The 22,987-nt window shown below is 69.0% G+C and carries 20 protein-coding genes; 14 read left to right on the top strand and 6 right to left on the bottom strand.

Annotated elements, in window-relative coordinates; translation table 11 throughout:
* Positions 1 to 32: 32 nt before the first annotated feature.
* From AOZ49_RS23400 to AOZ49_RS23385, 4 genes are all read right to left on the bottom strand, one after another.
* Entirely contained in the window at positions 33 to 1,604 is a 1,572-nt protein-coding gene (locus AOZ49_RS23400) for a 3-hydroxyacyl-CoA dehydrogenase (RefSeq protein ID WP_369815856.1), read from the bottom strand.
* Between the two features lie 27 nt (positions 1,605 to 1,631).
* On the bottom strand, positions 1,632 to 2,861 hold the full coding sequence (locus tag AOZ49_RS23395) for a CaiB/BaiF CoA transferase family protein (RefSeq protein ID WP_054478012.1): 1,230 nt from the start codon (positions 2,859 to 2,861) through the stop codon (positions 1,632 to 1,634).
* Positions 2,862 to 3,415: 554 nt separating this feature from the next.
* On the bottom strand, positions 3,416 to 4,564 hold the full coding sequence (locus AOZ49_RS23390) for an acyl-CoA dehydrogenase family protein (RefSeq protein WP_054433104.1): 1,149 nt from the start codon (positions 4,562 to 4,564) through the stop codon (positions 3,416 to 3,418).
* Between the two features lie 35 nt (positions 4,565 to 4,599).
* Positions 4,600 to 5,223, bottom strand: a complete 624-nt coding sequence (locus tag AOZ49_RS23385; protein WP_054433103.1) for a TetR/AcrR family transcriptional regulator — start codon at positions 5,221 to 5,223, stop codon at positions 4,600 to 4,602.
* Positions 5,224 to 5,423: 200 nt separating this feature from the next.
* On the opposite strand from AOZ49_RS23385, the gene AOZ49_RS23380 reads away from it, so the two are divergent.
* The gene (locus tag AOZ49_RS23380) at positions 5,424 to 6,395 is read left to right on the top strand and encodes an NAD(P)H-dependent flavin oxidoreductase (RefSeq protein WP_054433102.1); all 972 of its coding nucleotides are present in this window, start codon (positions 5,424 to 5,426) and stop codon (positions 6,393 to 6,395) included.
* Entirely contained in the window at positions 6,392 to 7,132 is a 741-nt protein-coding gene (locus AOZ49_RS23375; RefSeq protein ID WP_054478010.1) for an enoyl-CoA hydratase-related protein, read from the top strand. The genes AOZ49_RS23380 and AOZ49_RS23375 overlap by 4 nt, the downstream gene beginning before the upstream one ends.
* Positions 7,133 to 7,175: 43 nt before the next feature.
* Here AOZ49_RS23375 and AOZ49_RS23370 read toward each other — a convergent pair whose 3' ends face one another.
* On the bottom strand, positions 7,176 to 8,009 hold the full coding sequence (locus tag AOZ49_RS23370) for an enoyl-CoA hydratase/isomerase family protein (protein ID WP_006392559.1): 834 nt from the start codon (positions 8,007 to 8,009) through the stop codon (positions 7,176 to 7,178).
* A gap of 99 nt (positions 8,010 to 8,108) precedes the next feature.
* Between AOZ49_RS23370 and AOZ49_RS23365 the strand changes: the two genes are divergently transcribed.
* The 3 genes from AOZ49_RS23365 to AOZ49_RS23355 all read left to right on the top strand — a co-directional run bounded on the left by AOZ49_RS23365 (position 8,109) and on the right by AOZ49_RS23355 (position 11,441).
* Positions 8,109 to 8,978: an NAD(P)H-hydrate dehydratase gene (locus tag AOZ49_RS23365; RefSeq protein ID WP_054433100.1), complete on the top strand. Its 870-nt coding sequence runs from the start codon at positions 8,109 to 8,111 to the stop codon at positions 8,976 to 8,978.
* A gap of 120 nt (positions 8,979 to 9,098) precedes the next feature.
* Complete coding sequence (locus tag AOZ49_RS23360; RefSeq protein ID WP_006392557.1) at positions 9,099 to 9,332, top strand: hypothetical protein; 234 nt, start codon at positions 9,099 to 9,101, stop codon at positions 9,330 to 9,332.
* Between the two features lie 495 nt (positions 9,333 to 9,827).
* Positions 9,828 to 11,441: an ABC transporter substrate-binding protein gene (locus AOZ49_RS23355; RefSeq protein WP_054419285.1), complete on the top strand. Its 1,614-nt coding sequence runs from the start codon at positions 9,828 to 9,830 to the stop codon at positions 11,439 to 11,441.
* Positions 11,442 to 11,538: 97 nt separating this feature from the next.
* On the opposite strand, the gene AOZ49_RS23350 is transcribed toward AOZ49_RS23355, so the two are convergent.
* Entirely contained in the window at positions 11,539 to 12,453 is a 915-nt protein-coding gene (locus tag AOZ49_RS23350; protein WP_054478007.1) for a LysR family transcriptional regulator, read from the bottom strand.
* A gap of 164 nt (positions 12,454 to 12,617) precedes the next feature.
* On the opposite strand from AOZ49_RS23350, the gene AOZ49_RS23345 reads away from it, so the two are divergent.
* The 9 genes from AOZ49_RS23345 to AOZ49_RS23305 all read left to right on the top strand — a co-directional run bounded on the left by AOZ49_RS23345 (position 12,618) and on the right by AOZ49_RS23305 (position 22,798).
* The gene (locus tag AOZ49_RS23345) at positions 12,618 to 14,054 is read left to right on the top strand and encodes a M20 family metallopeptidase (protein ID WP_054478005.1); all 1,437 of its coding nucleotides are present in this window, start codon (positions 12,618 to 12,620) and stop codon (positions 14,052 to 14,054) included.
* A gap of 53 nt (positions 14,055 to 14,107) precedes the next feature.
* The gene (locus tag AOZ49_RS23340) at positions 14,108 to 15,079 is read left to right on the top strand and encodes a M14 family metallopeptidase (protein WP_054478002.1); all 972 of its coding nucleotides are present in this window, start codon (positions 14,108 to 14,110) and stop codon (positions 15,077 to 15,079) included.
* Between the two features lie 65 nt (positions 15,080 to 15,144).
* Positions 15,145 to 16,788 carry an ABC transporter substrate-binding protein gene (locus AOZ49_RS23335; RefSeq protein ID WP_054478001.1) on the top strand — a complete coding sequence of 548 codons (1,644 nt, stop codon included), beginning with the start codon at positions 15,145 to 15,147 and terminating at the stop codon, positions 16,786 to 16,788.
* A 50-nt stretch (positions 16,789 to 16,838) separates the two neighbouring features.
* Positions 16,839 to 17,816, top strand: a complete 978-nt coding sequence (locus tag AOZ49_RS23330) for an ABC transporter permease (protein ID WP_054477998.1) — start codon at positions 16,839 to 16,841, stop codon at positions 17,814 to 17,816.
* A gap of 5 nt (positions 17,817 to 17,821) precedes the next feature.
* Positions 17,822 to 18,739 (top strand): ABC transporter permease, encoded by a 918-nt coding sequence (locus tag AOZ49_RS23325; protein ID WP_054433094.1) that lies wholly within the window; start codon positions 17,822 to 17,824, stop codon positions 18,737 to 18,739.
* The gene (locus AOZ49_RS23320; RefSeq protein ID WP_054433093.1) at positions 18,736 to 19,719 is read left to right on the top strand and encodes an ABC transporter ATP-binding protein; all 984 of its coding nucleotides are present in this window, start codon (positions 18,736 to 18,738) and stop codon (positions 19,717 to 19,719) included. The genes AOZ49_RS23325 and AOZ49_RS23320 overlap by 4 nt, the downstream gene beginning before the upstream one ends.
* Positions 19,716 to 20,726, top strand: a complete 1,011-nt coding sequence (locus tag AOZ49_RS23315) for an ABC transporter ATP-binding protein (protein WP_006392548.1) — start codon at positions 19,716 to 19,718, stop codon at positions 20,724 to 20,726. Before AOZ49_RS23320 ends, AOZ49_RS23315 begins: the two co-directional genes overlap by 4 nt.
* Positions 20,727 to 20,731: 5 nt before the next feature.
* The gene (locus AOZ49_RS23310; protein ID WP_006392547.1) at positions 20,732 to 21,637 is read left to right on the top strand and encodes a prolyl oligopeptidase family serine peptidase; all 906 of its coding nucleotides are present in this window, start codon (positions 20,732 to 20,734) and stop codon (positions 21,635 to 21,637) included.
* Between the two features lie 33 nt (positions 21,638 to 21,670).
* Entirely contained in the window at positions 21,671 to 22,798 is a 1,128-nt protein-coding gene (locus AOZ49_RS23305; RefSeq protein ID WP_054477997.1) for a M20 family metallopeptidase, read from the top strand.
* Positions 22,799 to 22,987 lie beyond the last annotated feature (189 nt).

Here is a 22,987-nt window from a genome sequence, read left to right as displayed (position 1 = left end):
ATGCATCGAGGGGCTTTTCATTTGGCGCGGCCTCAATCGGCCGCGGACGTCTTCAGCAACGACATGCCCAGTTGCACGCGGCGCTGCAGCCACAGGCTGGGGCGATAGCGCGGATCGCCCGTGACGCGCTGCAGGCTCTTGAGGATCTCGAGGATGCGCTCGGCGCCCAGCGCGTCGCCCAGGGCCAGCGGTCCCACCGGATAGCCCAGGCCCAGCGTCACGGCGCGGTCGATGTCTTCCGGCGTGGCGATCTGCTGCTGCGCGATGTCGGCGGCGATGTTGACGATCATGGCCATGATGCGCTGGGCCACGAAGCCCGGCGAATCCTCGATCACCGAGACCGGCACGCCATCGCCCGCCAGCAGCGCATGCGCGGCGTCGCGCCACTTTTCCTGCGTGGCCGGCGACGCCATGACGGTGCGGCGGGCGGCCTTGTCGAAGGCGAACAGGGTATCCAGGCCGACGCAGCGCGCCGGATCCAGGCCCTGCGCCGACACGGTGGTGGACACGTCCTCGCCGAACGGCGTGACGATGATGAGCGTGTCGGCCGCCGGCGTGGAACCGGACACCAGCGGCGCGCCCAGCTTTTCCAGCAGCGCGATGGCGCGCGCGTAGCCCTCAGGGTGGCGCGGGCTGACCCAGACCTTCAGGCCTTCCGGCAGCGCCGGCACGGGCGGCTCGGCCGGCACCTGCTTCTGGCCGTCGACGTACTTGTAGAAGCCCTCGCCGGCCTTGCGGCCGATCAGGCCGCCGGCCAGGCGCACGGTGGTGATGGGCGACGGACGGAAGCGCGGTTCGTCGAAGAACTGGCGGTAGATCGATTCCATCACCGGATGCGAGACATCCAGCGCGGTCAGGTCCAGCAGCTCGAACGGGCCCATGCGGAAGCCGGCCTGCTCGCGCATGATGGCGTCGACCTGCGCGAAGCTCGCCACCGATTCCTGCGCCACGCGCAGGCCTTCGGTGTTCATGCCGCGACCGGCGTGGTTGACGATGAAGCCGGGCATGTCCTTGGCGCGCACCGGCGTGTGGCCCATGCGGCGCGCCAGCTCGGCCAGCGCGTCGCCGGTCTCGGGCGCGCTGCGCAGGCCGTCGATGACCTCGACCACCTTCATCAGCGCCACCGGGTTGAAGAAGTGATAGCCCGCGACGCGCTGCGGCAGCTTGCAGGCCGCAGCGATGGCGGTGATCGACAGCGACGAGGTGTTCGAGGCCAGGATGCAGTCGTCGGCCACCACGCCCTCCAGGGCGGCGAACAGGTCGCGCTTGACGTCCAGGCGCTCGACGATGGCTTCGGCCACCAGCTGGCATTGCGACATGTCGGTCAGCGCGGTGGCGGACTCGACGCGCGCCAGCGCGGCCTGCGCGTCGGCGGCGGTCAGCTTGCCCTTCTGGGCCAGCTTGTCCCAGGTCTGGCGCAGCGACTCGCGCGCGGCGGCCACGGCGTCGGCGCTGGTGTCGTACAGGCGCACGCGCAGGCCGGCCTGCGCCGCGATCTGGGCGATGCCCCGCCCCATGGCCCCGGCGCCCACGACGCCGATGGTTTGAATCTCCGTCATCAACTTCTCCTGCCTGTCATTGGAATGGTGTGTGCGCCGCGCCAGGCGCGGCGACCGGATGGCGCCGGCGAATCAGGACGGGCTTTGCGCCAGCGCCTGGATTTCCGCGGCCGACAGCCCGAGCTTTTCGGTCAGCACCTGCGCGGTGTGCTCGCCCAGCATGGGCGGCGCGCGGCGGTATTCGACCGGGCTGCCCGAGAACTTCAGGGGGCTGGCGGCCATCGGCACGGTGCCCGCGGTCGGGTGCGGCAGCTCGCGCTTCATGCCGCGCGCCAGCACCTGCGGGTCTTCGTAGACCTGGTCGAGCGTATTGATCGGGCCGGCCGGCACGCCGACGGCCTCGAGCGAGGCGAGCCAATGGTCGCGCGCGCCGGTGGCCATGCGTTCGGCCAGCAGCGGCACCAGCGCCTCGCGGTTCTTGACGCGCTGCGGGTTGGTGGAGAAACGCGGATCGGCCGACAGCTCGGGCAGGCCGATGGCGCCGCAGTAGTTGCGGAACTGGCTGTCGTTGCCGACCGCGACGATCAGGTGGCCGTCGCTGGCGGCGAAGACCTGGTACGGCACCAGGTTCTGGTGCGCGTTGCCGGCGCGGCGCGGTGCGTTGCCGGAGGTCATGAAGTTCAGGTTCTGGTTCGCCAGCATGGCGACCTGGCAGTCCAGCAGCGCCATGTCGATGTGCTGCCCCAGGCCGCTGACCGAGCGCTCGTGCAGCGCGGCCAAGATGCCGACGGTGGAGTACATGCCGGTCATCAGGTCGGCCACGGCCACGCCCGCCTTCTGCGGACCGCCGCCAGGCAGGTCGTCGCGCTCGCCGGTGATGCTCATCAGGCCGCCCATGCCCTGAATCATGAAGTCGTAGCCGGGGCGGCTGGCGTAGGGGCCGGTCTGGCCGAAGCCGGTGATGGAGCAGTAGATCAGGCGCGGGTTCACTTCCTTGAGACTGGCGTAGTCCAGGCCGTACTTGGCCAGGCCGCCGACCTTGAAGTTCTCGACCAGGATGTCGCTCTGCAAGGCCAGCTCGCGCACCAGTTCGGCGCCGCGCGGCGAGGCGATGTCGAGGGCGACGGAGAATTTGTTGCGGTTGGCCGAGAGGTAGTAGGCCGCTTCGGTGGTGTCGTCGCCGGCCGCGTCCTTCAGGTACGGAGGGCCCCAGGCACGGGTGTCGTCACCGGCGCCGGGGCGCTCGATCTTGATGACTTCGGCGCCGAGGTCGGCCAGGTTCTGGGTGCACCAGGGGCCGGCGAGGACGCGGGTCAGGTCCAGGACGCGGATGCCTGTCAGGGGAGCGGGACGTTGCGACATCTTTTATCTTTTCGCCAAAGAGTATTAGGTCAGTGGGGATATTAGCCGGTGGGGGCTTGGGTGTGTTGGGGTGGTCGGTGGGCGGACGCGTCTGGGTTCTTGGGACGCCCTTTGCTGTGGGGCGCGGGGTGCGGGGGGCTACGATTGCGGTCCGGAGCGTTCGCTCCGGACTGCCCCTTCCTCATCCTCGTCCTCGCCCGCGGCGACTCCTTCGGATTCCGTCGGGCGCATCTACACGCCCCCCGCACCCCGCGCCCCACAGCAAAGGGCTGCGCTGAAGGCTCATGGCGGGTGCTGGGACGGACGGTGTGCTTGGCATTCTGGTGACGACCATCGGGGGGTGGAGAGGTAGTGCGGGGCCCGCCAAAGGCGGCTGCGCGGGCAGCCTTCTTTGGCTTACATGGGCTCTTGCGTTTGATTAATGATGCTGCGCGTGGGTGGAGGACCTGCAGGTTGCATGGGCGCCCGCGGCACATGATGCATGGCGCCCTGCCCTATTGATGAGGTTCCGGTATCGGGCGTGGCGGTCGATGCCCGCCACGCCGTCGCCCTGCTCAGCTGTTGGCCTTGATGACCTCGCGGGCGATGACCAGTTGCTGGATTTGCGAGGTGCCTTCGAAGATGCGGAACAGGCGGACGTCGCGGTAGAAGCGTTCGACGGCGTATTCGGACATGTAGCCGGCGCCGCCGTGGATCTGGACGGCGCGGTCGGCGACGCGGCCGACCATTTCGGTGGCGTAGAGTTTGCAGCAGGCGGCCTGCATGGTGGTGTTCTCGCCGCGGTCGCGCAGGCGGGCGGCGTCCAGGACCATGCAGCGGGCGGCGTAGAGTTCGGCCTGGCTGTCGGCGATCATGGCCTGGATCAGCTGGAATTCGGCGATGGGCTGGCCGAACTGTTTGCGGTCGGTGGCGTATTTGACGGCGTCGCGCAGCAGGCGGTCGGCGATGCCGACGCACAGGGCCGAGATGTGCAGGCGGCCCTTGTCCAGCACGCGCATCGAGGTGCGGAAACCATTGCCTTCCTCGCCGCCCAGCAGGGCCGAGGCGGGGACGCGGCAGTTGTCGAAGACCACGTCGCTGGTGAGCGCGCCGGCCTGGCCCATTTTCTTGTCGGGCTTGCCGATGATCAGGCCCGGCGTGCCGGCTTCGACCAGGAAGCACGAAATGGAATTGGCGCGGCGCTCGGGCGCGGTGCGGGCCATCACCGAGAACAGGCCGGCGATGGGCGCGTTGGTGATGTAGCGCTTGGTGCCGTTGAGCACGTAGTGGTCGCCATCGCGTTCGGCCGACAGGCGCAGCGCCATGGCGTCGGAGCCGGCGTCGGGCTCGGTCAGCGCGAACGAGCCGATCAGCTCGCCGCTGGCCAGGCGCGGCAGGTAGCGGGCGCGCTGTTCGTCGGTGCCGGCCAGCACGATGGCCTGCGAGCCGATGCCGATGTTGGTGCCGGCGAGCGAACGGAACGCGGGCGAGGTCTGGCCCAGTTCGAACACCACCTTCACTTCTTCTTCCATCGTCAGGCCCAGGCCGCCGTGGTCGGGCGAGATCGACAGGCCGAACAGGCCCAGCTCGCGCATTTCGGCCACGATGTCCGGCGGCACCTGGCCGCTGGCGGCCAGTTCGTCCTCGGCGGGAATCAGGCGTTCGTGCACGAAGCGGCGCACGGCGTCCAGCAACAGGGTCAGGGTTTCGGTATCCAGGGCCATGATCTGAGTCTCTCGGGTGTGCGGGGCGGCGGCGCTCAGGGGCGCATGCCGCCAACCAGTAAATCGAAATAGCCGGCGGCGATGGCCTCGGCGCTGTCGCCCTGGCCGGGCTTGTACCAGCGCACCATCCAGTTCAGCATCGACAGCACGGCGCGGCCGGTGGCGGGCACGTCCAGCGGACGGAACGCGCCTTCGGTCACGCCCTGCGCGATCAGGTCGCGCAGGCGCTTCTCGTAGCCGTCGCGCAGACGCGCAGCGTCCTCGCGCTCGGGCAGCGCCATGCCGGAATAGCCGATCAGCATGGTGACGAACTCGGCGTGGTGCTGCTCGAAATAGCGGGCGTGGCCCACCATGAAGGCGCGCAGGCGGGCGGCGCCGCCCTCGGCGCGCGCCACGTCCTGGCCAACGCTCTGGTTCAGGCCATTGAGCACCGCCAGGATGATGGCGTCGTAGATGTCCTGCTTGGTGGTGAAGTAGTGATAGATGGCGGCCTTGGACACGCCGATGGCGCCCGCCAGGTCCGACACCGAACTGCCGTCGTAGCCGCTGCGCGCGAACAGCTTGGCGGCTTCGGCCAGGATGCGTTCGCGCGGCGCCGCCAGGGTCGGCGGACGGCCGGCGCGGGCGCGTTTGGAAGCGGGGGCAGGGGAAGTCGCCATGGGCAGGCCTGGTTGGGGCGACGTCGAGGAAGCCAATGCCGGACCACGGGCGGTTCCGTTCCATTGACAGCGGTTCGACGCTTGCCGTTAAATAAAGATTAATTAATTACCGGACGGTCGGTAGGTAATTGTAGGCACATCCCTTTCCGCCATGCAAGCGCGGCTTGGGCGCTCAACCCGAAACCACACGTGACGCCGTTATGCCCCACTCCCTAGTGACAGATCTGTATGGCCAGATGTCCCTGCCGGTCATCAGCGCCCCCATGTTCATCGTGTCCAACCCGAAGCTGGTCGTCGCGCAATGCACGAGCGGCATCGTCGGTTCGTTTCCGGCGCTGAACGCGCGCCCGCAGAGCCTGCTGACCGACTGGCTGGACGAGATCCAGGCCGGCCTGGCCTCGTACCGCGAGGCCAACCCCGGCGCCGCGGTCGCGCCCTATGCCGTCAACCAGATAATCCACCAGTCCAACGACCGGCTCGAACAGGACCTGGCGGTGTGCGCCAGCCATCGCGTGCCGCTGATCATCACCAGCCTGCGCGCCCCCGGCGACCTGGTCAAAGGCGTCCACGACTGGGGCGGCAAGGTGTTCCACGACGTCACCACCATCCGCCACGCCGAAAAGGCGCTGGAAGCGGGCGTGGACGGCCTGATCCTGGTGTGCGCGGGCGCGGGCGGCCATGCCGGCACCCTCAGCCCGTTCGCGCTGGTATCCGAAGTGCGCCGCTTCTATGACGGCCCGCTGATCCTGTCGGGCGCCATCACCTCCGGCGCCCAGGTGCTGGCCGCGCTCGCCATGGGCGTGGACTTCGCCTACATGGGCACGCGCTTCATCGCCAGCGAGGAAGCCAACGCCAGCGAGGGTTACAAGTCCGCCATCGTCGAGGCCAGCGCCTCCGACATCCTCTACACCCCGTTCTTCACCGGCATCCCCGGCAACTACCTGAAGGCCAGCATCAGCGCCGCCGGCCTCGATCCGGCCAACCTGCCGCAGCCGGACAGCGGCGCCTCCAATTTCGGCTCCAGCCGCGTCAAGCCGTGGAAGGACATCTGGGGCGCGGGCCAGGGCGTGGGCAACATCGGCAGCGTGCAGCCGACGCATCAGATCGTCGATACGCTGCGCCGCGAGTACGCCGAGGCCCGGACGCAACTGGCCGCCAGGACCTTCGCATGAGCGCCGGGCTGCGGGTCACGCGCGACGGCGCGGTGCTGACGCTGGTGATCGACCGCCAGGACCGCCGCAACGCCCTCGACACGGCCACCTACGCCGCGCTGACCGAACAGCTCTCGCTGGCCGCCGCCGACACCGGCGTGTCGGCGGTGATCCTGGCCGGCGCCGGCGAACACTTCACGGCCGGCAACGACCTGCGCGATTTCCAGGCCGAGCGCGGCGCCGGCGACAGCGCCGGCCTGACCTTCCTGCGCGCGTTGACGCAGGCCGACGTGCCGGTCATCGCCGCCGTCGAGGGCTATGCCATCGGCATCGGCGTGACGCTGCTGCAGCATTGCGACTTCGTCTATGTCGGCGAGGGCGCCACCCTGCGCATGCCGTTCGTGGCGCTGGGCCTTTGTCCGGAAGGCGCGTCCAGCCTGCTGATGCCTCGCCTGGCCGGCGCCCGCCGCGCCGCCGAATGGCTGCTGCAGGGCAAGGCGTTCTCGGCGCAGGAAGCCTGCGACGCCGGCCTGGCCACCGCGGTCACCGCCAAGGGCGGCGCCCTGGCGGCCGCGCAGGCCACCGCCGCCAGCCTCGCCAGGCAGCCGCCAGCCGCGCTGCGGCTGACCAAGGCCATGCTCAAGCGGCCGGACAGGCAAGCAATCCAGGACACGCTCGATTACGAGGCGCAGCAGTTCCGCGCCCGCCTGCAGACAGACGAAGCGCAAGCCGCGTTCGCGGCGTTCTTCAAGAAGTGAATCCGGCCCGGCGCGCGGCCGGATGCGGTCGGCAGCCGCCCCCTCAGAACGGCGAGTCGGGCCGGAAGTTCGGCGCGCGCCGCTCGCGCAACGACTGAACGCCTTCGCGCACGTCCGGGCCGCCAAATCCCATGAACTCCAGCGCCAGCGACGTATCGAAGGTCGGGCCGGCCATGCGCAGCCAGTTGTTCAGCGAATACTTGGTCCAGCGGATCGCGGTCTGCGAACCGGCCGCCAGGCGGTTGGCCACCTCGAAGGCGCGGCCGATCAGCTCGGCCTCGTCCACGCACAGCGACACCAGGCCGATGCGCTCGGCCTCTTCGCCGCTGACGGTTTCGCACAGCATCAGGTAGTACTTGGCGCGCGCCATGCCGCACAGCAGCGGCCAGACGATGGCGGCGTGGTCGCCGGCCGTGACGCCCAGGCGGGTGTGGCCGTCGATGATGCGGGCGTCGCGCGCGGCGATCGAGATATCGGCCAGCAGGCCGGCCACCAGGCCGGCGCCCACGGCGGCGCCGTGCATCGCCGACACGATCGGCTTGCTGCAGTTGATGATGTTGTAGACCAGGTCGCGCGCCTCGCGCCAGACGCGGGTGCGCACGTCGAAGTCGTCCGCCATCTGCTGCACCAGGTCCAGGTCGCCGCCGCCCGAGAAACCCTTGCCCTCGCCGCGGATCACCACCACGCGGGTATCGGGGTCGGTGTCGATATCGCGCCAGATGTCGGCCAGCTCGCGGTGCATGCGGTCGTCGGCGGTGGACAGCTTGCCCGGCTTGCCGTCCTTGGACCCCATGATCAGTTCCAGCACGCCGTTGGGATGGCGGCGCAGCTTGAGGGACTCGTAGGCGGAATAGTGTTCCAGCGTGATATCGGTCATCGTCGTCTCCGGTGGCGCGGGCGGAAGGCCGCGCGTTTTGGGGCACTATAGTGGATAGCCCCTGCCCCGACGCCCCCGCCGATCCCGGAGCCTCAGCCCATGAACACCCCCGCCCCCTCCTTTGCCGGCGAGATCCGCCGCGACGACCTGCCAGCCCTGTTCGCCGTGCGCGACCCGGACACCCATAAGGGCAGTTTCGGCACCGTCGGCGTGGTGGGCGGCGGGCGCGGCATGGAAGGCGCGGCGCTGCTGGCCGCGCGCGCCGCGCTCAAGACCGGCGCCGGCAAGGTGCTGGTGGGCTTCGCCCAGGAAACGGCGCCGCTGCCCTGCGATCCACTGCAACCCGAACTGATGCTGCGCGACGCGCGCTCGCTGCTGGAGGCGGACTGGGGCGTCACCGCCTGGGTCGCCGGGTGCGGCATCGGCGCCGGCGCGGCCGCCGCCAACGCCCTGTCGGAACTGTTCGTGCTGCGCGGCGGCGCGCCGCTGGTGCTGGACGCCGACGGCCTGAACCTGCTGGCCAACGGCGGCATCCAGCCCAACTGGGGCGACGGCCCGGTGGTGCTGACCCCGCACCCGGCCGAGGCCGGCCGGCTGCTCGGCCTGGACACCCCCGGCATCCAGGCCGACCGCCCCGCCGCCGCCCAGGCGCTGGCGCGACGATTTGGCGCCTGGGTGGTCCTGAAGGGCGCGGGCACCGTGGTCTGTGCCCCGGACGGCACGTGGCGCCGCAACACCAGCGGCAACCCTGGCCTGGCCACGGCCGGAACCGGGGACGTATTGGCCGGCATCCTGGGCTCGCTGCTGGCCCAGCGCCTGCCGCTGGCGCAGGCCGTGGCCGGCGCGGTCTGGCTGCATGGCGCTGCCGCCGACGCCCTGGTGGCCCGGGGCATCGGGCCGATCGGGCTGACCGCCGGGGAGCTGGCGGACGCCGCCCGGGAGCTGCGCAATGGCGGTCCGCAGGCCTAAGTCCCCGGGGCAAATACATTTTTACAACATACTAGGGTTTTCCCCTAAAAACGCGTTGCTTTTGATTTAGGGTTATCCCTATAATGGTTTACCCCAAGACGAAACGGACTGGAGCCAACCATGAGCGAACTGACCCTGAACCACACTGCCCGCCTGACCGACGCGCTGGAGCGTGACCTGCTCCGCGGCGCCCTCGAGAACCAACCGAATTCCCACCCGCTGACCAACCTGAAGAAGGCTGGCCAGGCGATCGCCGCCGCCGTTGCTGGCGTGTTCGCCTTCATCGACGAAGTCAACGAATCGATGAACAAGGCCCGCGCCGCCAGCTCGCGCTTCTCCGGTTCGCAGTGGTAAGACCAGCCGTGCCAGGCTGAGTCGCGACCGATCTCCCGCGATTCGGCCCGGCGCGCTGCCGGTGTGACGCCCGCCGCCCACGCGGCGCCCGTCGCATCGGACCCGGCGCCCGGGGCCTCGGGCCCTCCCCCTCACCGGGCGCCATCGCGCCGCGCCGGCCCCTTCACGGGGCCCCCGCGACGCCCTCCACGACGCAATACCCCTGTCGCCCCAGCGCGAAGCCGTCCCGAAGCGGGACCGCCTCGCACCGGGGCGATGGTCATTTTGTGCGCGGCAACGGCGGCATTCTCCCCTCTCGGCGTTTACCCTAGCGTCGGCCCGGCGCGCATTGACAGCGCGCGAACCCCCTACCGATAATCGGCCCCTTGCCGTCGTGCCTGGCGCCAAAAACACCGCAAGCCCCCCCCCGGCCGACGTTGCGTTTCCCCGGTTGGCCCGCCCGCTGTTCCCCGCCGCCAGCACGATCCGGTTCGTTCCCCATCCGGAGTTGTCACCATGAAGTTGCGCACCACCCTGGCCCTCGTGGCCGCCGCCATTCCCTTGGCCGCTGCCCAGGCCCAGACGCTGAAGATCGGCCTGTCCGCCGAACCCACCTCGGCCGACCCCCACTACCACAAGATGACGCAGAACGACGCGTTCTCCGCGCACGTCTACAGTTCGCTGGTGGGCCGCAGTGCCGACATGAAGCTGGTGCCCGCGCTGGCCACGTCCTGGAAGAACCTGGACGACCTGACCTGGGAATTCAAGCTGCGCGACGACGTCAAGTTCTCCAATGGCAAGCCGTTCACGTCCGAAGACGTGCTGTTCACGATCTGCCGCACGCTGAACAACGAGACCAACGTGTCGCAGTCCTACATGGACACGACCAAGCTGATCACCGACGTGCAGACGCCGGATGCGCATACCGTCATCATCAAGACCGGCGCCCCCTTCCCGCTGATGCCCGCCGAAATGGCGCGCTCGCTGCCGATCATCTGGAACGGCATCGTCGAGCACGGCAAGCTGACGTTCGACCCGAAGAAGGGTTGCGGCGTGACCGGCGCCTGGCCGACGGTGGCCGACTTCAACAACGGCAAGGACGCCATCGGCACCGGCCCGTACACCCTGAAGTCCTACGTCAAGGGCACCGGCATCGAACTGGTGCGCAACGAGAACTACTGGGGCCCGAAGCCCTACTGGAAGGAAGTGAAGTTCGTGCCGGTGCCGGCCGCCGGCCCGCGCCTGACCGGCCTGCTGTCGGGTGACTTCGACATGATCGAGAACCCCGCCGCGCGCGACCTGCAGCGCCTGAAGGACAATCCCAAGTTCGGTTTCGTGGCCACGCCCTCGACCCGCCTGGTGTTCTTCCAGCCCGACGTGGCGCGCAACCCGAGCCCGTTCGTCAAGAGCGCCGACGGCAAGAACCCGCTGCAGGACCTGCGAGTGCGCAAGGCCATCTCGATGGCCATCGACCGCAAGACCATCACCGCCCGCATCATGGACGGCATGGCCACCCCGGCCTACCAGTACATGCCGGACGGCATGTTCGGCGCGCTGCCCAAGGCTCCGGAAATCAAGTACGACCCGGAAGGCGCCAAGAAGCTGCTGGCCGAAGCCGGCTACCCCAACGGCTTCGAGCTGACGCTGTCGTCGACCAACGACCGCTACGTCAATGACGGCCAGGTGGCGCAGGCCGTGGCCCAGTACCTGGCCCGCGTCGGCATCAAGACCAACGTCGACGCCATGACCGCCTCGATCTACTTCCCCAAGCGCGCCAAGCGCGAGTTCAGCTTCTCGATGGGCGGCTGGCCGGCGGAAACGGGCGAAGCCTCGGCGCTGTTCCAGCTGTGGGTCGCCTCGCTCGACTCGCCCAACAGCCTGGGCACCAGCAACTACGGCGGCTTCACCAACGCCGACTTCGACAAGGTCTACAAGCAGGCCATCGTGACGGTCGACGCGCCCAAGCGCGAGAAGCTGCTGCAGGAAGCCACCCAGATCGCGCTGGACAACGTGCCGCTGATCCCGCTGCACTTCGAAAGCAGCATCTGGGCCTTCCGCAAGGGCATCTCCTATGAAGGCCGCCGCGACCAGTTCACGCTGGCCACCTCGGTCAAGCCCGACGCCAAGTAATCCGGCGCGCGCCCTATGAAAACGGCTGCCTTCGGGCAGCCGTTTTTCTTTGCGCGCCTGCAGCGCCCCCGGCTGGCGTCGCGAGCCAGCGGCCGCCTCAGGCGCCCGGCCCTTGCGCCAGCAGCACGTCCAGCTCGCGCGACAACAGGTCGATGAAGGCTTCCGTCTTGGAAGGCAGCTGACGCCCCTGCATGACGTGCAGCTGCAAGGTGCGCGACTGCAACTGCGCGTTGGAGATCGGCACCGCCACCAGTTCGTCGCGCTTCAGGCTCCAGGCCACCGAGATGTAGCCGCTGAGCATGATGGCGTCGGAACCGAACACGAAACCATGCAGCGGCGAGGAATCGTTGCAGGTCAGGGTGGGTTCGAGCTGCACCGACTCCAGCAGGCAGCCCATCTCGAACAGGTGGCGGGTGGTGGTGCCCGGGCCGGTCAGCGCCAGCGGATAGCGGCCCAGGTCCTGCAGGCTGACGCTCTTGCGGCTGGCCAGCGGATGGCCGGCGGCCATGACGGCGTGCACCGGCGCGCGCCGCGAATAACGCACGCTGACGCCGCTGAGACGCTCGACGTTGAAGGTCATGCCCAGTTCGACGCTGCCTTCGGCGACGCGGCGCGCGACATCGGCCGGCGTGCCCACGTGCAGGTCGAAGCGCACCTCGGGCCAGTCGCGGCGAAAGCGCGCCATGGCCGACGGCAGGAAAATGCGCGCCACGCCCTCGACGGCCGCCATGCGGATCTCGTTGCGCGCCATGCCCTTGAGCGCGGCGATCTCCTGCAGCACCGAATCCGATTCCAGCAGCGTGCGGCGCGCATGGGTCAGCAGCAGCCGGCCGGCCTCGCTCAGCACCATGCCGCGCGCGGCGCGCTCGAACAGCGGCGCGCCCGCTTCTTCCTCCAGCTTGGCGATCTGGCGGCTGATGGCGGACACCGCCACGTGCAGGCGTTCGGACGCCCCGCTCAGGCTGCCCGCCTGGGCAACCTCGACAAAGTAACGCAGGGCGATGCTGTGCATGTTTCCCCCTCGCTGGGGCCTGACGCCGATGAAAATAGCTTTGCCTTTTTTGCAAAGCTTCCGATAAATATTCTAATTGTAGAGAAAGCTTCCCTGATCCTAGAATTTGCGCAACGATTCAGCAGGGTGCGCAATGACGCGCCCCGCCAGACAAGGGGAAGTCCGTGCCAGCAGCAGTCACGAGCGCCAGCCGCGCCGCCGCCATCGGCCGCGCGGTCGCGTACGCCGATAGCGGCGCCTTGCAGCGCGACCTGGCGGAGCTGGTCGCGCACCGCACCGAAAGCCAGAACCCGGACCAGCGCGCCGCGCTCTACGACTACCTGCGCGCGGCGGTCGCCCCGCGCCTGGAAGCGCTGGGCTGTTCCTGGCGCGTCGAGGACACCCCCGTCGCCGGCGGCCCGCCGTTCCTGCTGGCCGAGCGCATCGAAGACCCCGCCCTGCCCACCGTGCTGATGTACGCCCACGGCGACGTGGTGCGCGGCTACGACGAGCAGTGGCGCGACGGCCTGGCGCCCTGGCGGCTGACCGCCGAGGGCGACCGCTGGTACGGCCGCGGCACCGCCGACAACAAGGGACAGTACTGCGTCAACATGACCGCGCTGGAACAGGTGCGGGCCGAACGCGGCGGACGCCTGGGCTTCAATCTGCGCATGCTGGTGGAATGCGGCGAGGAAGTCGGCTCGCCCGGCCTGCACCAGGCCTGCGCCGCGTGGCGCGAGTCGCTGGCGGCGGACTTCTTCATCGCCTCCGACGGGCCGCGGCTGGCGGCCGACCTGCCGACGCTGTTCCTGGGGTCGCGCGGCACGCTGCTGTTCGACCTGACGGTGGACCTGCGCGGCCACGCCCACCACTCCGGCAACTGGGGCGGCGTGCTGCCCAATCCCGGCATCATCCTGGCGAACGCGCTGGCCAGCCTGGTGGACGCGCGCGGCCGGCTATTGGTGGACGGCCTGCGTCCGCCGGCGATTCCGCCCGCCGTGCGCCAGGCGCTGGCGGACATCCAGGTCGGCCAGGACGACGACGCCCCCGACATCGACCCGGACTGGGGCGAGCCCGGCCTGTCGCTGGCCGAGCGCCTGTTCGGCTGGAACACGCTGGAAGTGCTGGCCTACAAGACCGGCAACCCCGACAACCCGGTGGGCGCGATTCCGCCGCGCGCCAGCGCCACCTGCAACCTGCGCTTCGTGGTCGGCACCGACTGGCGCCAGGCCGAGGGCATCCTGCGCCGGCACCTGGACGCGCGGGGCCTGCGGCAGGTCCAGGTCCGCGTGCGGCGCGGCACGCCGGCCACCCGGCTGGACCCGGACGATCCGTGGGCGCGCTGGGCCGTGGCCTCGCTGGCCGCCACCACCGGCAAGACGCCCGCGCTGCTGCCCAACCTGGGCGGCACCGTGCCCAACGACGCCTTCTCGGACGTGCTGGGGCTGCCCACCGTGTGGGTGCCGCACTCGTATCCCGCCTGTTGCCAGCATGGCCCCGACGAACATCTGCTCGCCTCGGTGGCGCGCGAGGGCGCGGCCGTGATGGCCGGCCTGTTCTGGGACCTGGGCGAGCAAGGCTCGGCCGTGGCCGCGCAACGCGGGCGCCTGACCGCCACCTGACCGCCTCCGGGCGCCATCCCTTATACAATCCCCCTCGCTTGATCGGAGTTCCCATGTCCTCGTCCTCTCCCGCGCCCCGTCCGCGTCCCTTCCTTCTCGCCTGTCCGGATCTGGCGGCCGAGCGCGTGGGCAACACGGATACCCCCGGCGTCTGGCATTTCGACTCCGGCGTGCCGGGCAAGCGCGTGATGCTCAGCGCCCTGGTCCACGGCAACGAGCTGTGCGGCGCCTGGGCCCTGAAGGACGCGCTGGCCGCCGGCCTGCGCCCGCGCCGCGGTTCGCTGACGCTGGCGTTCTGCAACCTGGCCGCGTTCGACCGCTTCGATCCCGCCAATTACGCGCCGGCGCGCTTCGTCGACGAAGACATGAACCGGGTCTGGAGCGACGACAAGCTGGCCCAGCCCATCAGCCAGGAACGCCGCCGCGCCGCCGCCCTGCGTCCGTGGGTGGCGCAGGCCGACTGGCTGCTGGACTTCCACTCGATGAGCAATTCCGACGTGCCGCTGCAGCTGACCGGCATGGAACAGCGCAACATCGACCTGGCCCTGTCGCTGGGCAACCCCGCCACCATCATCGCCGACGCCGGCCACGCCGCAGGCGTGCGCATGCGCGACTACGGCCGCTTCGGCGAAGCCGGCGACAACGGCACCCGCTCGCTGCTGATCGAATGCGGCTTCCATGGCGCGCCCGAGGCGCGCGGCGTGGCGCTCGACCAGATGGCGCGCTTCCTGGTGGCGGCCGGCACGGTGGACGAGGCCGACCTGCCCGCTGCCTGGTTCGCCCCCCAGGCCAGCGCCCAGCGCGCGCTGCGCGTGACCCACGCGATCGCCGCCAAGAGCGCAGATTTCCGTTTCGCCGAGCCCTGGAAGGGCCTGGAGACGCTGGCGCGCGCCGGCACCGTCATCGGCTGGTCCGAGGGCGAGGCCGTGACCACGCCGTACGACAACTGCGTCCTGATCATGCCGTCGACCGCCAACCTGCGGGCCGGGGTGACGGTGGTGCGGTTGGCGCAACCGATCGGCTAGAGCCATTGCGCGGCGCGCCCTCGACGGCGCGCCGCCTTCTATAAAAAACCACCAAGGGAAGCAGCATGTCCGCAAACGTTTTCATCCGCAGCGCGTTATCGACCTGTACGCTGGCGGCCGCCCTGGCCGCCGGGGCGCCCGGCGCCATGGCCCAAACGGCCCCGCAGACGCTGCGGATCGGCCTGTCGTCCGAACCCACGGCGATGGACCCGCACTACCACCAGGTCACGCCCAACGACGCGATGACCTCGCACATCTTCGAGACCCTGATCGGCCAGGACGCCAAGATGAACCTGGTGCCGCGGCTGGCGACCGCCTGGAAGGCGGTGGACGACACCACCTGGGAATTCACGCTGCGCGACGGCGTGAAATTTTCCAATGGCCAGCCGTTCACGCCGCAGGACGTGATCTTCACGCTGTGCCGCGCGTTCCACAACGAGCAGTCGATCGGCGGCTCGTACCTGAGCGTGGTGCAGAAGCTGGCCAGCATCGACGTGCGCGACGGCAACGTGCTGGTCATCAAGACCCACCTGCCCTACCCGTTGCTGCCCAACGACCTGACCCGCAACGCCATGCTGTGGAGCGGCATCGTCGAGCATGGCCCGATCCGCTTCGAGCCCAAGAACAATTGCGGCGTGACCGGCCCCTGGCCGACCATCAGCGACTTCAACAGCGGCAAGTCCGCCATCGGCACCGGCCCGTACACGCTCAAGTCCTATGTCAAGGGCAGCGCCATCGAGCTGGCGCGCAATGACGCCTACTGGGGCGACAAGCCGGCCTGGCCGAACGTGCGCCTGATCCCGGTGCCGGCCGCCGGCCCGCGCCTGACCGGCCTGCTGGCCGGCGACTTCGACCTGATCGAGAACCCCGCCGCGCGCGACGTCAAGCGCATCTCGGAAACGCCGGGCTTCGGCTACGTCATCACGCCGTCGGTGCGGGTGGTGTACTTCCAGTTCGACGTGGCGCGCAGCCCCAGCCCGATGGTGCGCGCCGCCGACGGCAAGAACCCGCTGCAGGACGTGCGCGTGCGCCGCGCCATCTCGATGGCGATCGACCGCAAGGCCATCACCGACCGCATCATGGACGGCGCCGCCACCCCGGCCAACCAGTTCCTGCCCGACGGCATGTTCGGCACGCTGCAGCCGCCGCCCGAACTGAAGTACGATCCGGCCGCCGCCAGGAAGCTGCTGGCCGAGGCCGGCTACCCGGACGGCTTCGAGCTGACCATCTCGTCGACCAACGACCGCTATATCAACGACGCGCAGATCTCGCAGGCCGTGGCCCAGTACCTGTCGCGCGTGGGCATCAAGACGACCGTGGACGCCATGACGCGCTCGGTCTACTTCCCCAAGCGCGCCAAGCGCGAGTTCAGCTTCGCCATGGGCGGCTGGTCGTCGGAAACCGGCGAGGCCTCGTCGTTCCTGCAGTACTGGGTCAGCGCCTTCGACAAGGAACACGGCCTGGGCACCAGCAACTACGGCGGTTATAACAATCCGGCCTTCGACAAGGTCTTCAAGCGCGCCCTGACCACCGTCGATCCGGCGGTGCGCGAAAAGCTGCTGCAGGAGTCCCTGACCCTGGCGCTGGCCGACCTGCCCAGCATTCCGCTGCATTTCGAGAGCAGCATCTGGGCGTTCCGCAAGGGCCTGACGTACGAAGGCCGCGCCGACCAATACACCCTGGCCATGTCGGCCAAGCCCGCTAATTAAGATCGCCGTTTCCGGCGCCTGCAACCCCGAGCCCACCAAGGAAATATCACGTGGCCCTTTTCATCCTACGCAGACTGATCCAGAGTCTGTTCGTGCTGCTGGCCGTCTCGGTCGTGGTCTTCTTCGCGGTGTATGCCGTGGGCGACCCGATCGAACTGCTGGTCAGCCCCGAAGCCAGCCAGGCGGCGCGCGAGGCGATGATCGCCCGCCTCGGCCTGGACCTGCCCGTGTGGCAGCAATACACAGGATTCCTGTGGCGCGCGCTGCACGGCGACCTGGGCACGTCGTTCGTGCACGGCATCCCGGCCATCGAGTTGATCGTGCAACGCATCCCCGCCACCTTCGAGCTGGTGATCGTGGCCATCGGCCTGACCTGTGTGATCGGCATTCCGCTGGGCCTGGTGGCCGGCCTGTACCGCGATGCACCCCTGGGCCGCGGCATCATGGCGTCGTCGGTGCTGGGCTTCTCGCTGCCCAACTTCTGGCAGGGCATGATGCTGATCCTGCTGTTCGCGGTGTGGCTCGGCTGGCTGCCCGCCACCGGCCGCGGCGACACCGTGACGGTGCTCGGCGTGCGCCTGTCGATCCTGACGGCCGACGGCTGGTCGCACCTGATCATGCCGGCGATCAACCTGGCGCTGGCCAACATCGCGCTGGTGCTGCGCCTGACCGCCTCGGGCGTGGTCGAGGCCCGCAGCCAGGACTACGTGAAGTTCGCGCGCGCCAAGGGCATCAAGCCCGGCCGCATCGTGCGCCGCCACATCCTGCGCAACATCCTGATCCCGGTGGTCACCGTCATCGGCATGGAATTCGGCAGCCTGATCGCCTATTCCACCATCACCGAGACCGTGTTCGCGTGGCCCGGCATGGGCAAGCTGCTGATCGACAGCGTCTACCAGCTCGACCGGCCCGTGGTGGTCGCGTACGTGATGCTGGTCACCCTGATCTTCGTGGTCATCAACCTGGTTGTGGACATCCTGTACGCCGCGCTCGATCCGCGCGTGCAGCTCGTGACCCCCGCTCAATAATCGCCATGGCTCAATCTCCCAATACCGGCCGCACCCGTACCGTCCAGCCCCTGGCCGATACGCCCAAGCGCGCCTCGATCCTGAAGAAACTGCGGGCCCGGCCGACCGTGCGCGGCTCGGTCATCGCGCTCACCATCCTGGTGCTGCTGGTGGTGTTCGCGCCCTACTTCGCGCCGCAGAATCCCTATGACCTGGCCAACCTGTCGCTGATGGACGGCCGCCTGGCGCCGCGCCAGGCGCTGATGGACGGCAGCATCGCCTGGCTCGGCACCGACGACCAGGGCCGCGACATGCTCAGCGCCATTCTCTATGGCCTGCGCATCAGCCTGATGGTGGGCCTGTCGGCCGTGGTGCTGGCCACCGCCGTGGGCGGCGCGGTCGGCCTGGTGGCCGCCTATATTGGCGGCCTGGTCGACACCGTGCTGATGCGCATCGTCGACTTCATCCTGGGTTTCCCGACCATCCTGGTGGCGCTGGTGCTGCTGGTGGTGCTGGGGCGCGGGGTCGACAAGGTGATCCTGGCGCTGGTGCTGGTGCAGTGGGGCCACTATGCCCGCATCATGCGCAGCCGCGCGCTGCAGGAACGCCGCAAGGAATACGTCGAGGCCGCCGCCAACCTGGGCTTTCCGGCCTGGCGCATCATGGTGTTCCACCTGCTGCCCAACTGCCTGGGTCCGGTCATGGTGTTCGCCACCATCCAGATCGCCACTGCCATCGCGCTGGAAGCGACGCTGTCGTTCCTGGGCGTCGGCGTGCCGATCACCGAACCCTCGCTGGGCCTGCTGATCTCCAACGGCTTCCAGTACCTGCTGTCGGGCGACTACTGGATCAGTCTGTTCCCGGGCATTGCGCTGTTGCTGCTTATCCTTTCCATCAATATCGTCGGCGACCGCCTGCGCGAAAGCCTGGACCCCAAGCGATGAGTGACGTCCTTCTTGATGTGCGCGGCCTGCGCACCGCATTCCATACCGAGGCCGGCGCCTGGCTGGCGGTCGACGGCGTCGACCTGACCGTGCGCCGCGGCGAGATCGTGGGCCTGGTCGGCGAGTCCGGCTCGGGCAAGTCGGTCACCGGCTTCTCGCTGCTGGGGCTGATCGATCCGCCCGGAGAAGTCGTCGACGGCGAAGTGAAGTTCAAGGGCAACGACCTGCGCAAGCTCTCAGAAGAGCAGATGCGCCAGTTGCGCGGCAACCGCATCGCCATGATCTTCCAGGACCCCCTGATGACGCTCAATCCGGTCCTGCGCATCGGCGAGCAGATGATGGAAGCCATCCTGACGCACGAGGACGTGCCGCGCGCCGAGGCCATGGAACGCTGCCGCGAGGCGCTGGCCATGGTCGGCATTCCGTCGCCGGAGAAGCGCCTGAAGAGCTACCCGCACGAATTCTCGGGCGGCATGCGCCAGCGCGTGGCGATCGCCATCGCCATGCTCAACAAGCCCGACCTGATCATCTGCGACGAGCCGACCACGGCGCTGGACGTGACCATCCAGGGCCAGATCCTGTACCGCATGCAGGAGATCTGCCGCGAGCACAACACGGCGCTGATCTGGATCACCCACGACCTGGGCGTGGTGGCCGAGCTGGCCGACCGCGTCGCGGTCATGTACGCCGGCCGCATCGTCGAGAGCGGCCCGGTCGAACAGGTGCTGGACGCGCCGCGCCATCCCTACACCCGGGGCCTGCTGGACTCGATGCCTGGCGCCACCACGCCGGGCGCGCGCCTGCACCAGATCAACGGCATGGCGCCGAGCCTGGCCGGCCGCCCGTCGGGCTGTGCCTTCCGGCCGCGCTGCACCCACGCGGTCACGCGCTGCACCGAGCAAGCCCCCACCGTCACCACCGAAGGTTCGCGCAGCTATCGCTGTTACGTCCCGATCGCCCGCGAGGCCGAGCAAGCATGAGTCAAGCCGATACCCCTGTCATCGAGCTCAGGAACGTCCACAAGCGCTTCGAACAGCGTCCCGACCTGGCCCAGCGCATCCTGGCCCTGGGCGGCCGCCCGATCGACCGCCGCACCGTGTATGCCGTCAACGGCGTCGACCTGCGCATCGGCCGCGGCGAAGTCGTCGGCCTGGTGGGCGAGTCCGGCTGCGGCAAGTCCACCCTGGGCCGCGTCGTCGCCGGCCTGCACCGCCAGACCGAAGGCGACCTGCTGTATCAGGGCCAGGACGCGCGCCGCCTGCGCGGCGCCGACAAGCTCGCCTATACGCTGGGCGTGCAGATGATCTTCCAGGATCCGCAGGCCTCGCTCAATCCGCGCCAGCGCCTGCGCCAGATCCTGGGCGAATCGCTCAAGGTGCACAAGCTGGCGCCGTCGGCCGAGATTCCCGCGCGCATCGACCAGGCGCTGACCGAAGTCGGCCTGGACACCGAGTACCGCGACCGCTTCCCGCACCAGATCTCGGGCGGCCAGCGCCAGCGCATCGGCATCGCCCGCGCGCTGATGGTGGCGCCCAAGTTCCTGGTGTGCGACGAACCGGTGGCGGCGCTGGACGTGTCGATCCAGGCGCAGGTCATCAACCTGTTCATGGACCTGCGCGAGCAGCACGGTTTCACCTACCTGTTCATCAGCCACGACCTGGGCGTGGTGCGCCACATCTCGGATCGCGTGGCTATCATGTACCTGGGCAAGATCGTCGAGATCTCGACCTCGGCCGAGATCTTCGCGCGCGCCAACCATCCGTACACCCAGGCCCTGATGGCCGAGGTGCCGGACGTGGCCCGCCGCGGCCGCAAGTTCACGCCCATCAAGGGCGAAATCCCGTCGCCGCTGAACCCGCCGTCGGGCTGTACCTTCAACCCGCGCTGCCCGCACGCCATGCCGCGCTGCCGCGAGCAGGCGCCGACGTTGAAGGAAATCTCTCCGGGCCACTGGTCGGCCTGCCATCTGAACGAAGCCACCGCCTGAACGCCATGAAACCCTCTGACATGTCCAACGTGGACCGCATCGCCATCGAAATGGGCCATGCCGGCCGCAACGCCATCGCCTATATCGACGAGGATCGCAATTCCGATCGCCCGTTCAAGCTGCAGACCTATCGCCCCTACGGCTACACCCCGGACCGTCCGGTGGTGATCGTGCAGCACGGCGTGCTGCGCAACGGCGACGAATACCGCGACTTCTGGGTCGAGGCCGCCGACAAGCACAAGCTGCTGATCGTGGCGCTGACCTTCTCCAACGAGATCTGGCCGGGCGTCGAGAGCTACAACAACGGCCGCGTGTTCTCGGCCGGCGGCAACCCGCGCCACATCGACGGCTGGACCTACGCGCTGGTGGGCAACGTGATCCGCGACATGATCGACGCCGAGATCACCGACGGCCAGAACGTCTACCTGTTCGGCCACTCCGCCGGCGGCCAGTTCGTGCACCGCCTGATGAGCAGCCAGTCGCACGCGCCGTTCAAGGCCGTGGCGGCCGGCAACCCGGGCTGGTACACGCTGCCGACCTTCGACCATCCGTTCCCCGAAGGCATGGACGGCGTCGGCCTGACCGAAGACCACCTGGTCAAACTGCTGGCGTACCCGATGACGATCCTGGCCGGCGACCAGGACATCGCCACCGACGATCCCAACCTGCCGTCGGAACCGGCCGCCATGCGCCAGGGCCCGCACCGCTTCGCTCGCGCCCACAACTATTTCGAGGCCGGCCGCAAGGAAGCCGAGCGCCGCGGCGTGCCGTTCAACTGGACGCTGCAGGTGGTGCCCGGCATCGGCCACGACGGCCGCGCCATGTCCGCGGTCTGCGCCAGCCTGTGGTTCGACGGCGCCATGCCGAGCGATGCCGAGCTGGCCCGCCTGGCCGGCCAGCAGGTCGCCTGAACGTTCCCTTTCATTCCCGCTAGCAGAATCGCCATGTCCACTTCCCGCACTGAACAACTCGTCGCCGGCATCCAGAGCTGGCTGCAATGCGAATCGCCCTCGAACTTCCCCGACGGCATCGCCGCGATGGCCCGCATCATCGCCGACTACGCCGCCGCGGCCGGCCTGACGGTGGAACTGTCGTCCCTCGGCCCCACCACCGGCCCGCTGCTGTACGCCACCAACCGCGCCCCCGGCGACACCCGCCCCGGCATCCTGATCCTGGCGCACATGGACACGGTGCATCCGGTCGGCACGCTGCTGGAGAATCCGGTGCGCATCGACGGCGACCGCCTCTACGGCCCCGGCAGCTATGACATGAAGGCCGGCATCTACCTGGCGCTGACGGCGCTGGCCAGCGTGGCCCGCCCCGGCGCGACGCAACTGCCGGTGGACTTCCTGGTGGTGCCCGACGAGGAGACCGGCAGCCACGCCTCGCGCGTGCACATCGAGCGCTTCGCCGCCAACGCCAAGTACGCGCTGGTGTGCGAACCGGCCCGCCCCAACGGCGGCAAGTGCGTGACGGCGCGCAAGGGCACCGGCATGCTGAACCTGAACGTCAAGGGCCGCCCGGCCCACGCCGGCATGCGGCACGAGAAGGGCCGCAGCGCGATCCGCGAAATGGCGCACCAGGTGCTGGCGCTGGAAGCGATGACGGACTACGAGCGCGGCATCACCGTGAGCGTGGGCACCATCGCCGGCGGCACGGTGACCAACACCGTGCCGGCGCTGTGCCGCTGCGTGGTGGACTTCCGCGTGCCCGACATGGGCGCGGCCGAAGACGTGCTGCGCCGCATGCGCGAGCTGTGCGCGGTGGGCCCGGATGTGGAACTGGACATCGACGTGGAACTGAACCGCCCGCCGATGGTGAAGACCGAAGAAGCCGCCGCGCTGCTGGCGCTGGTGCAAGGCTACGCGGAACGCGCCGGCTTCCTGCTGGAAGACGCGCCGATGACCGGCGGCGGCAGCGACGCCAACTTCACCTCGGCCATGGGGATTCCGACGCTGGATGGCCTTGGGGCGGACGGAGACGGCGCACATACGTTGAATGAGTACATCTTGGTTTCTACGTTGGAGCAGCGGTTGAAGTTTTGGGAGTTGTTGTTGAAGGAACTTGCTTAGAGTTCTTTTTGCGGCGGGTTGGGTTCTTTAGCCGCGGGTGTCGGGGCAGGCGGGGGATGGCGGGGCTACGATTGCGGTCCGGAGCGTTCGCTCCGGACTGCCCCTTCGTCATCCTTGTATGGTGTAGATGCGCCTTCCGCAGTGGGAGGGTGCTGGGGTAGGGACGTCGTCATCCATCAGCCGGTAGCA

The sequence above is a fragment of the Achromobacter sp. 2789STDY5608615 genome, assembly GCF_001298995.1.
Lineage (GTDB): Bacteria > Pseudomonadota > Gammaproteobacteria > Burkholderiales > Burkholderiaceae_B > Achromobacter > Achromobacter insuavis.
Note: the sequence above shows the minus strand (reverse complement) of the source record. Positions and strands in the feature narration are given on the sequence as shown.

Bases quoted from the DNA above. Each gene is read 5' to 3' on its own strand.
- AOZ49_RS23395 (WP_054478012.1), bottom strand. From the start codon at position 2,861: ATGTCGCAACGTCCCGCTCCCCTGACAGGCATCCGCGTCCTGGACCTG.
- AOZ49_RS23390 (WP_054433104.1), bottom strand. From the start codon at position 4,564: ATGGCCCTGGATACCGAAACCCTGACCCTGTTGCTGGACGCCGTGCGC.
- AOZ49_RS23385 (WP_054433103.1), bottom strand. From the start codon at position 5,223: ATGGCGACTTCCCCTGCCCCCGCTTCCAAACGCGCCCGCGCCGGCCGT.
- AOZ49_RS23380 (WP_054433102.1), top strand. From the start codon at position 5,424: ATGCCCCACTCCCTAGTGACAGATCTGTATGGCCAGATGTCCCTGCCG.
- AOZ49_RS23375 (WP_054478010.1), top strand. From the start codon at position 6,392: ATGAGCGCCGGGCTGCGGGTCACGCGCGACGGCGCGGTGCTGACGCTG.
- AOZ49_RS23370 (WP_006392559.1), bottom strand. From the start codon at position 8,009: ATGACCGATATCACGCTGGAACACTATTCCGCCTACGAGTCCCTCAAG.
- AOZ49_RS23365 (WP_054433100.1), top strand. From the start codon at position 8,109: ATGAACACCCCCGCCCCCTCCTTTGCCGGCGAGATCCGCCGCGACGAC.
- AOZ49_RS23360 (WP_006392557.1), top strand. From the start codon at position 9,099: ATGAGCGAACTGACCCTGAACCACACTGCCCGCCTGACCGACGCGCTG.
- AOZ49_RS23355 (WP_054419285.1), top strand. From the start codon at position 9,828: ATGAAGTTGCGCACCACCCTGGCCCTCGTGGCCGCCGCCATTCCCTTG.
- AOZ49_RS23350 (WP_054478007.1), bottom strand. From the start codon at position 12,453: ATGCACAGCATCGCCCTGCGTTACTTTGTCGAGGTTGCCCAGGCGGGC.
- AOZ49_RS23340 (WP_054478002.1), top strand. From the start codon at position 14,108: ATGTCCTCGTCCTCTCCCGCGCCCCGTCCGCGTCCCTTCCTTCTCGCC.
- AOZ49_RS23335 (WP_054478001.1), top strand. From the start codon at position 15,145: ATGTCCGCAAACGTTTTCATCCGCAGCGCGTTATCGACCTGTACGCTG.
- AOZ49_RS23325 (WP_054433094.1), top strand. From the start codon at position 17,822: ATGGCTCAATCTCCCAATACCGGCCGCACCCGTACCGTCCAGCCCCTG.
- AOZ49_RS23320 (WP_054433093.1), top strand. From the start codon at position 18,736: ATGAGTGACGTCCTTCTTGATGTGCGCGGCCTGCGCACCGCATTCCAT.
- AOZ49_RS23315 (WP_006392548.1), top strand. From the start codon at position 19,716: ATGAGTCAAGCCGATACCCCTGTCATCGAGCTCAGGAACGTCCACAAG.
- AOZ49_RS23310 (WP_006392547.1), top strand. From the start codon at position 20,732: ATGAAACCCTCTGACATGTCCAACGTGGACCGCATCGCCATCGAAATG.
- AOZ49_RS23305 (WP_054477997.1), top strand. From the start codon at position 21,671: ATGTCCACTTCCCGCACTGAACAACTCGTCGCCGGCATCCAGAGCTGG.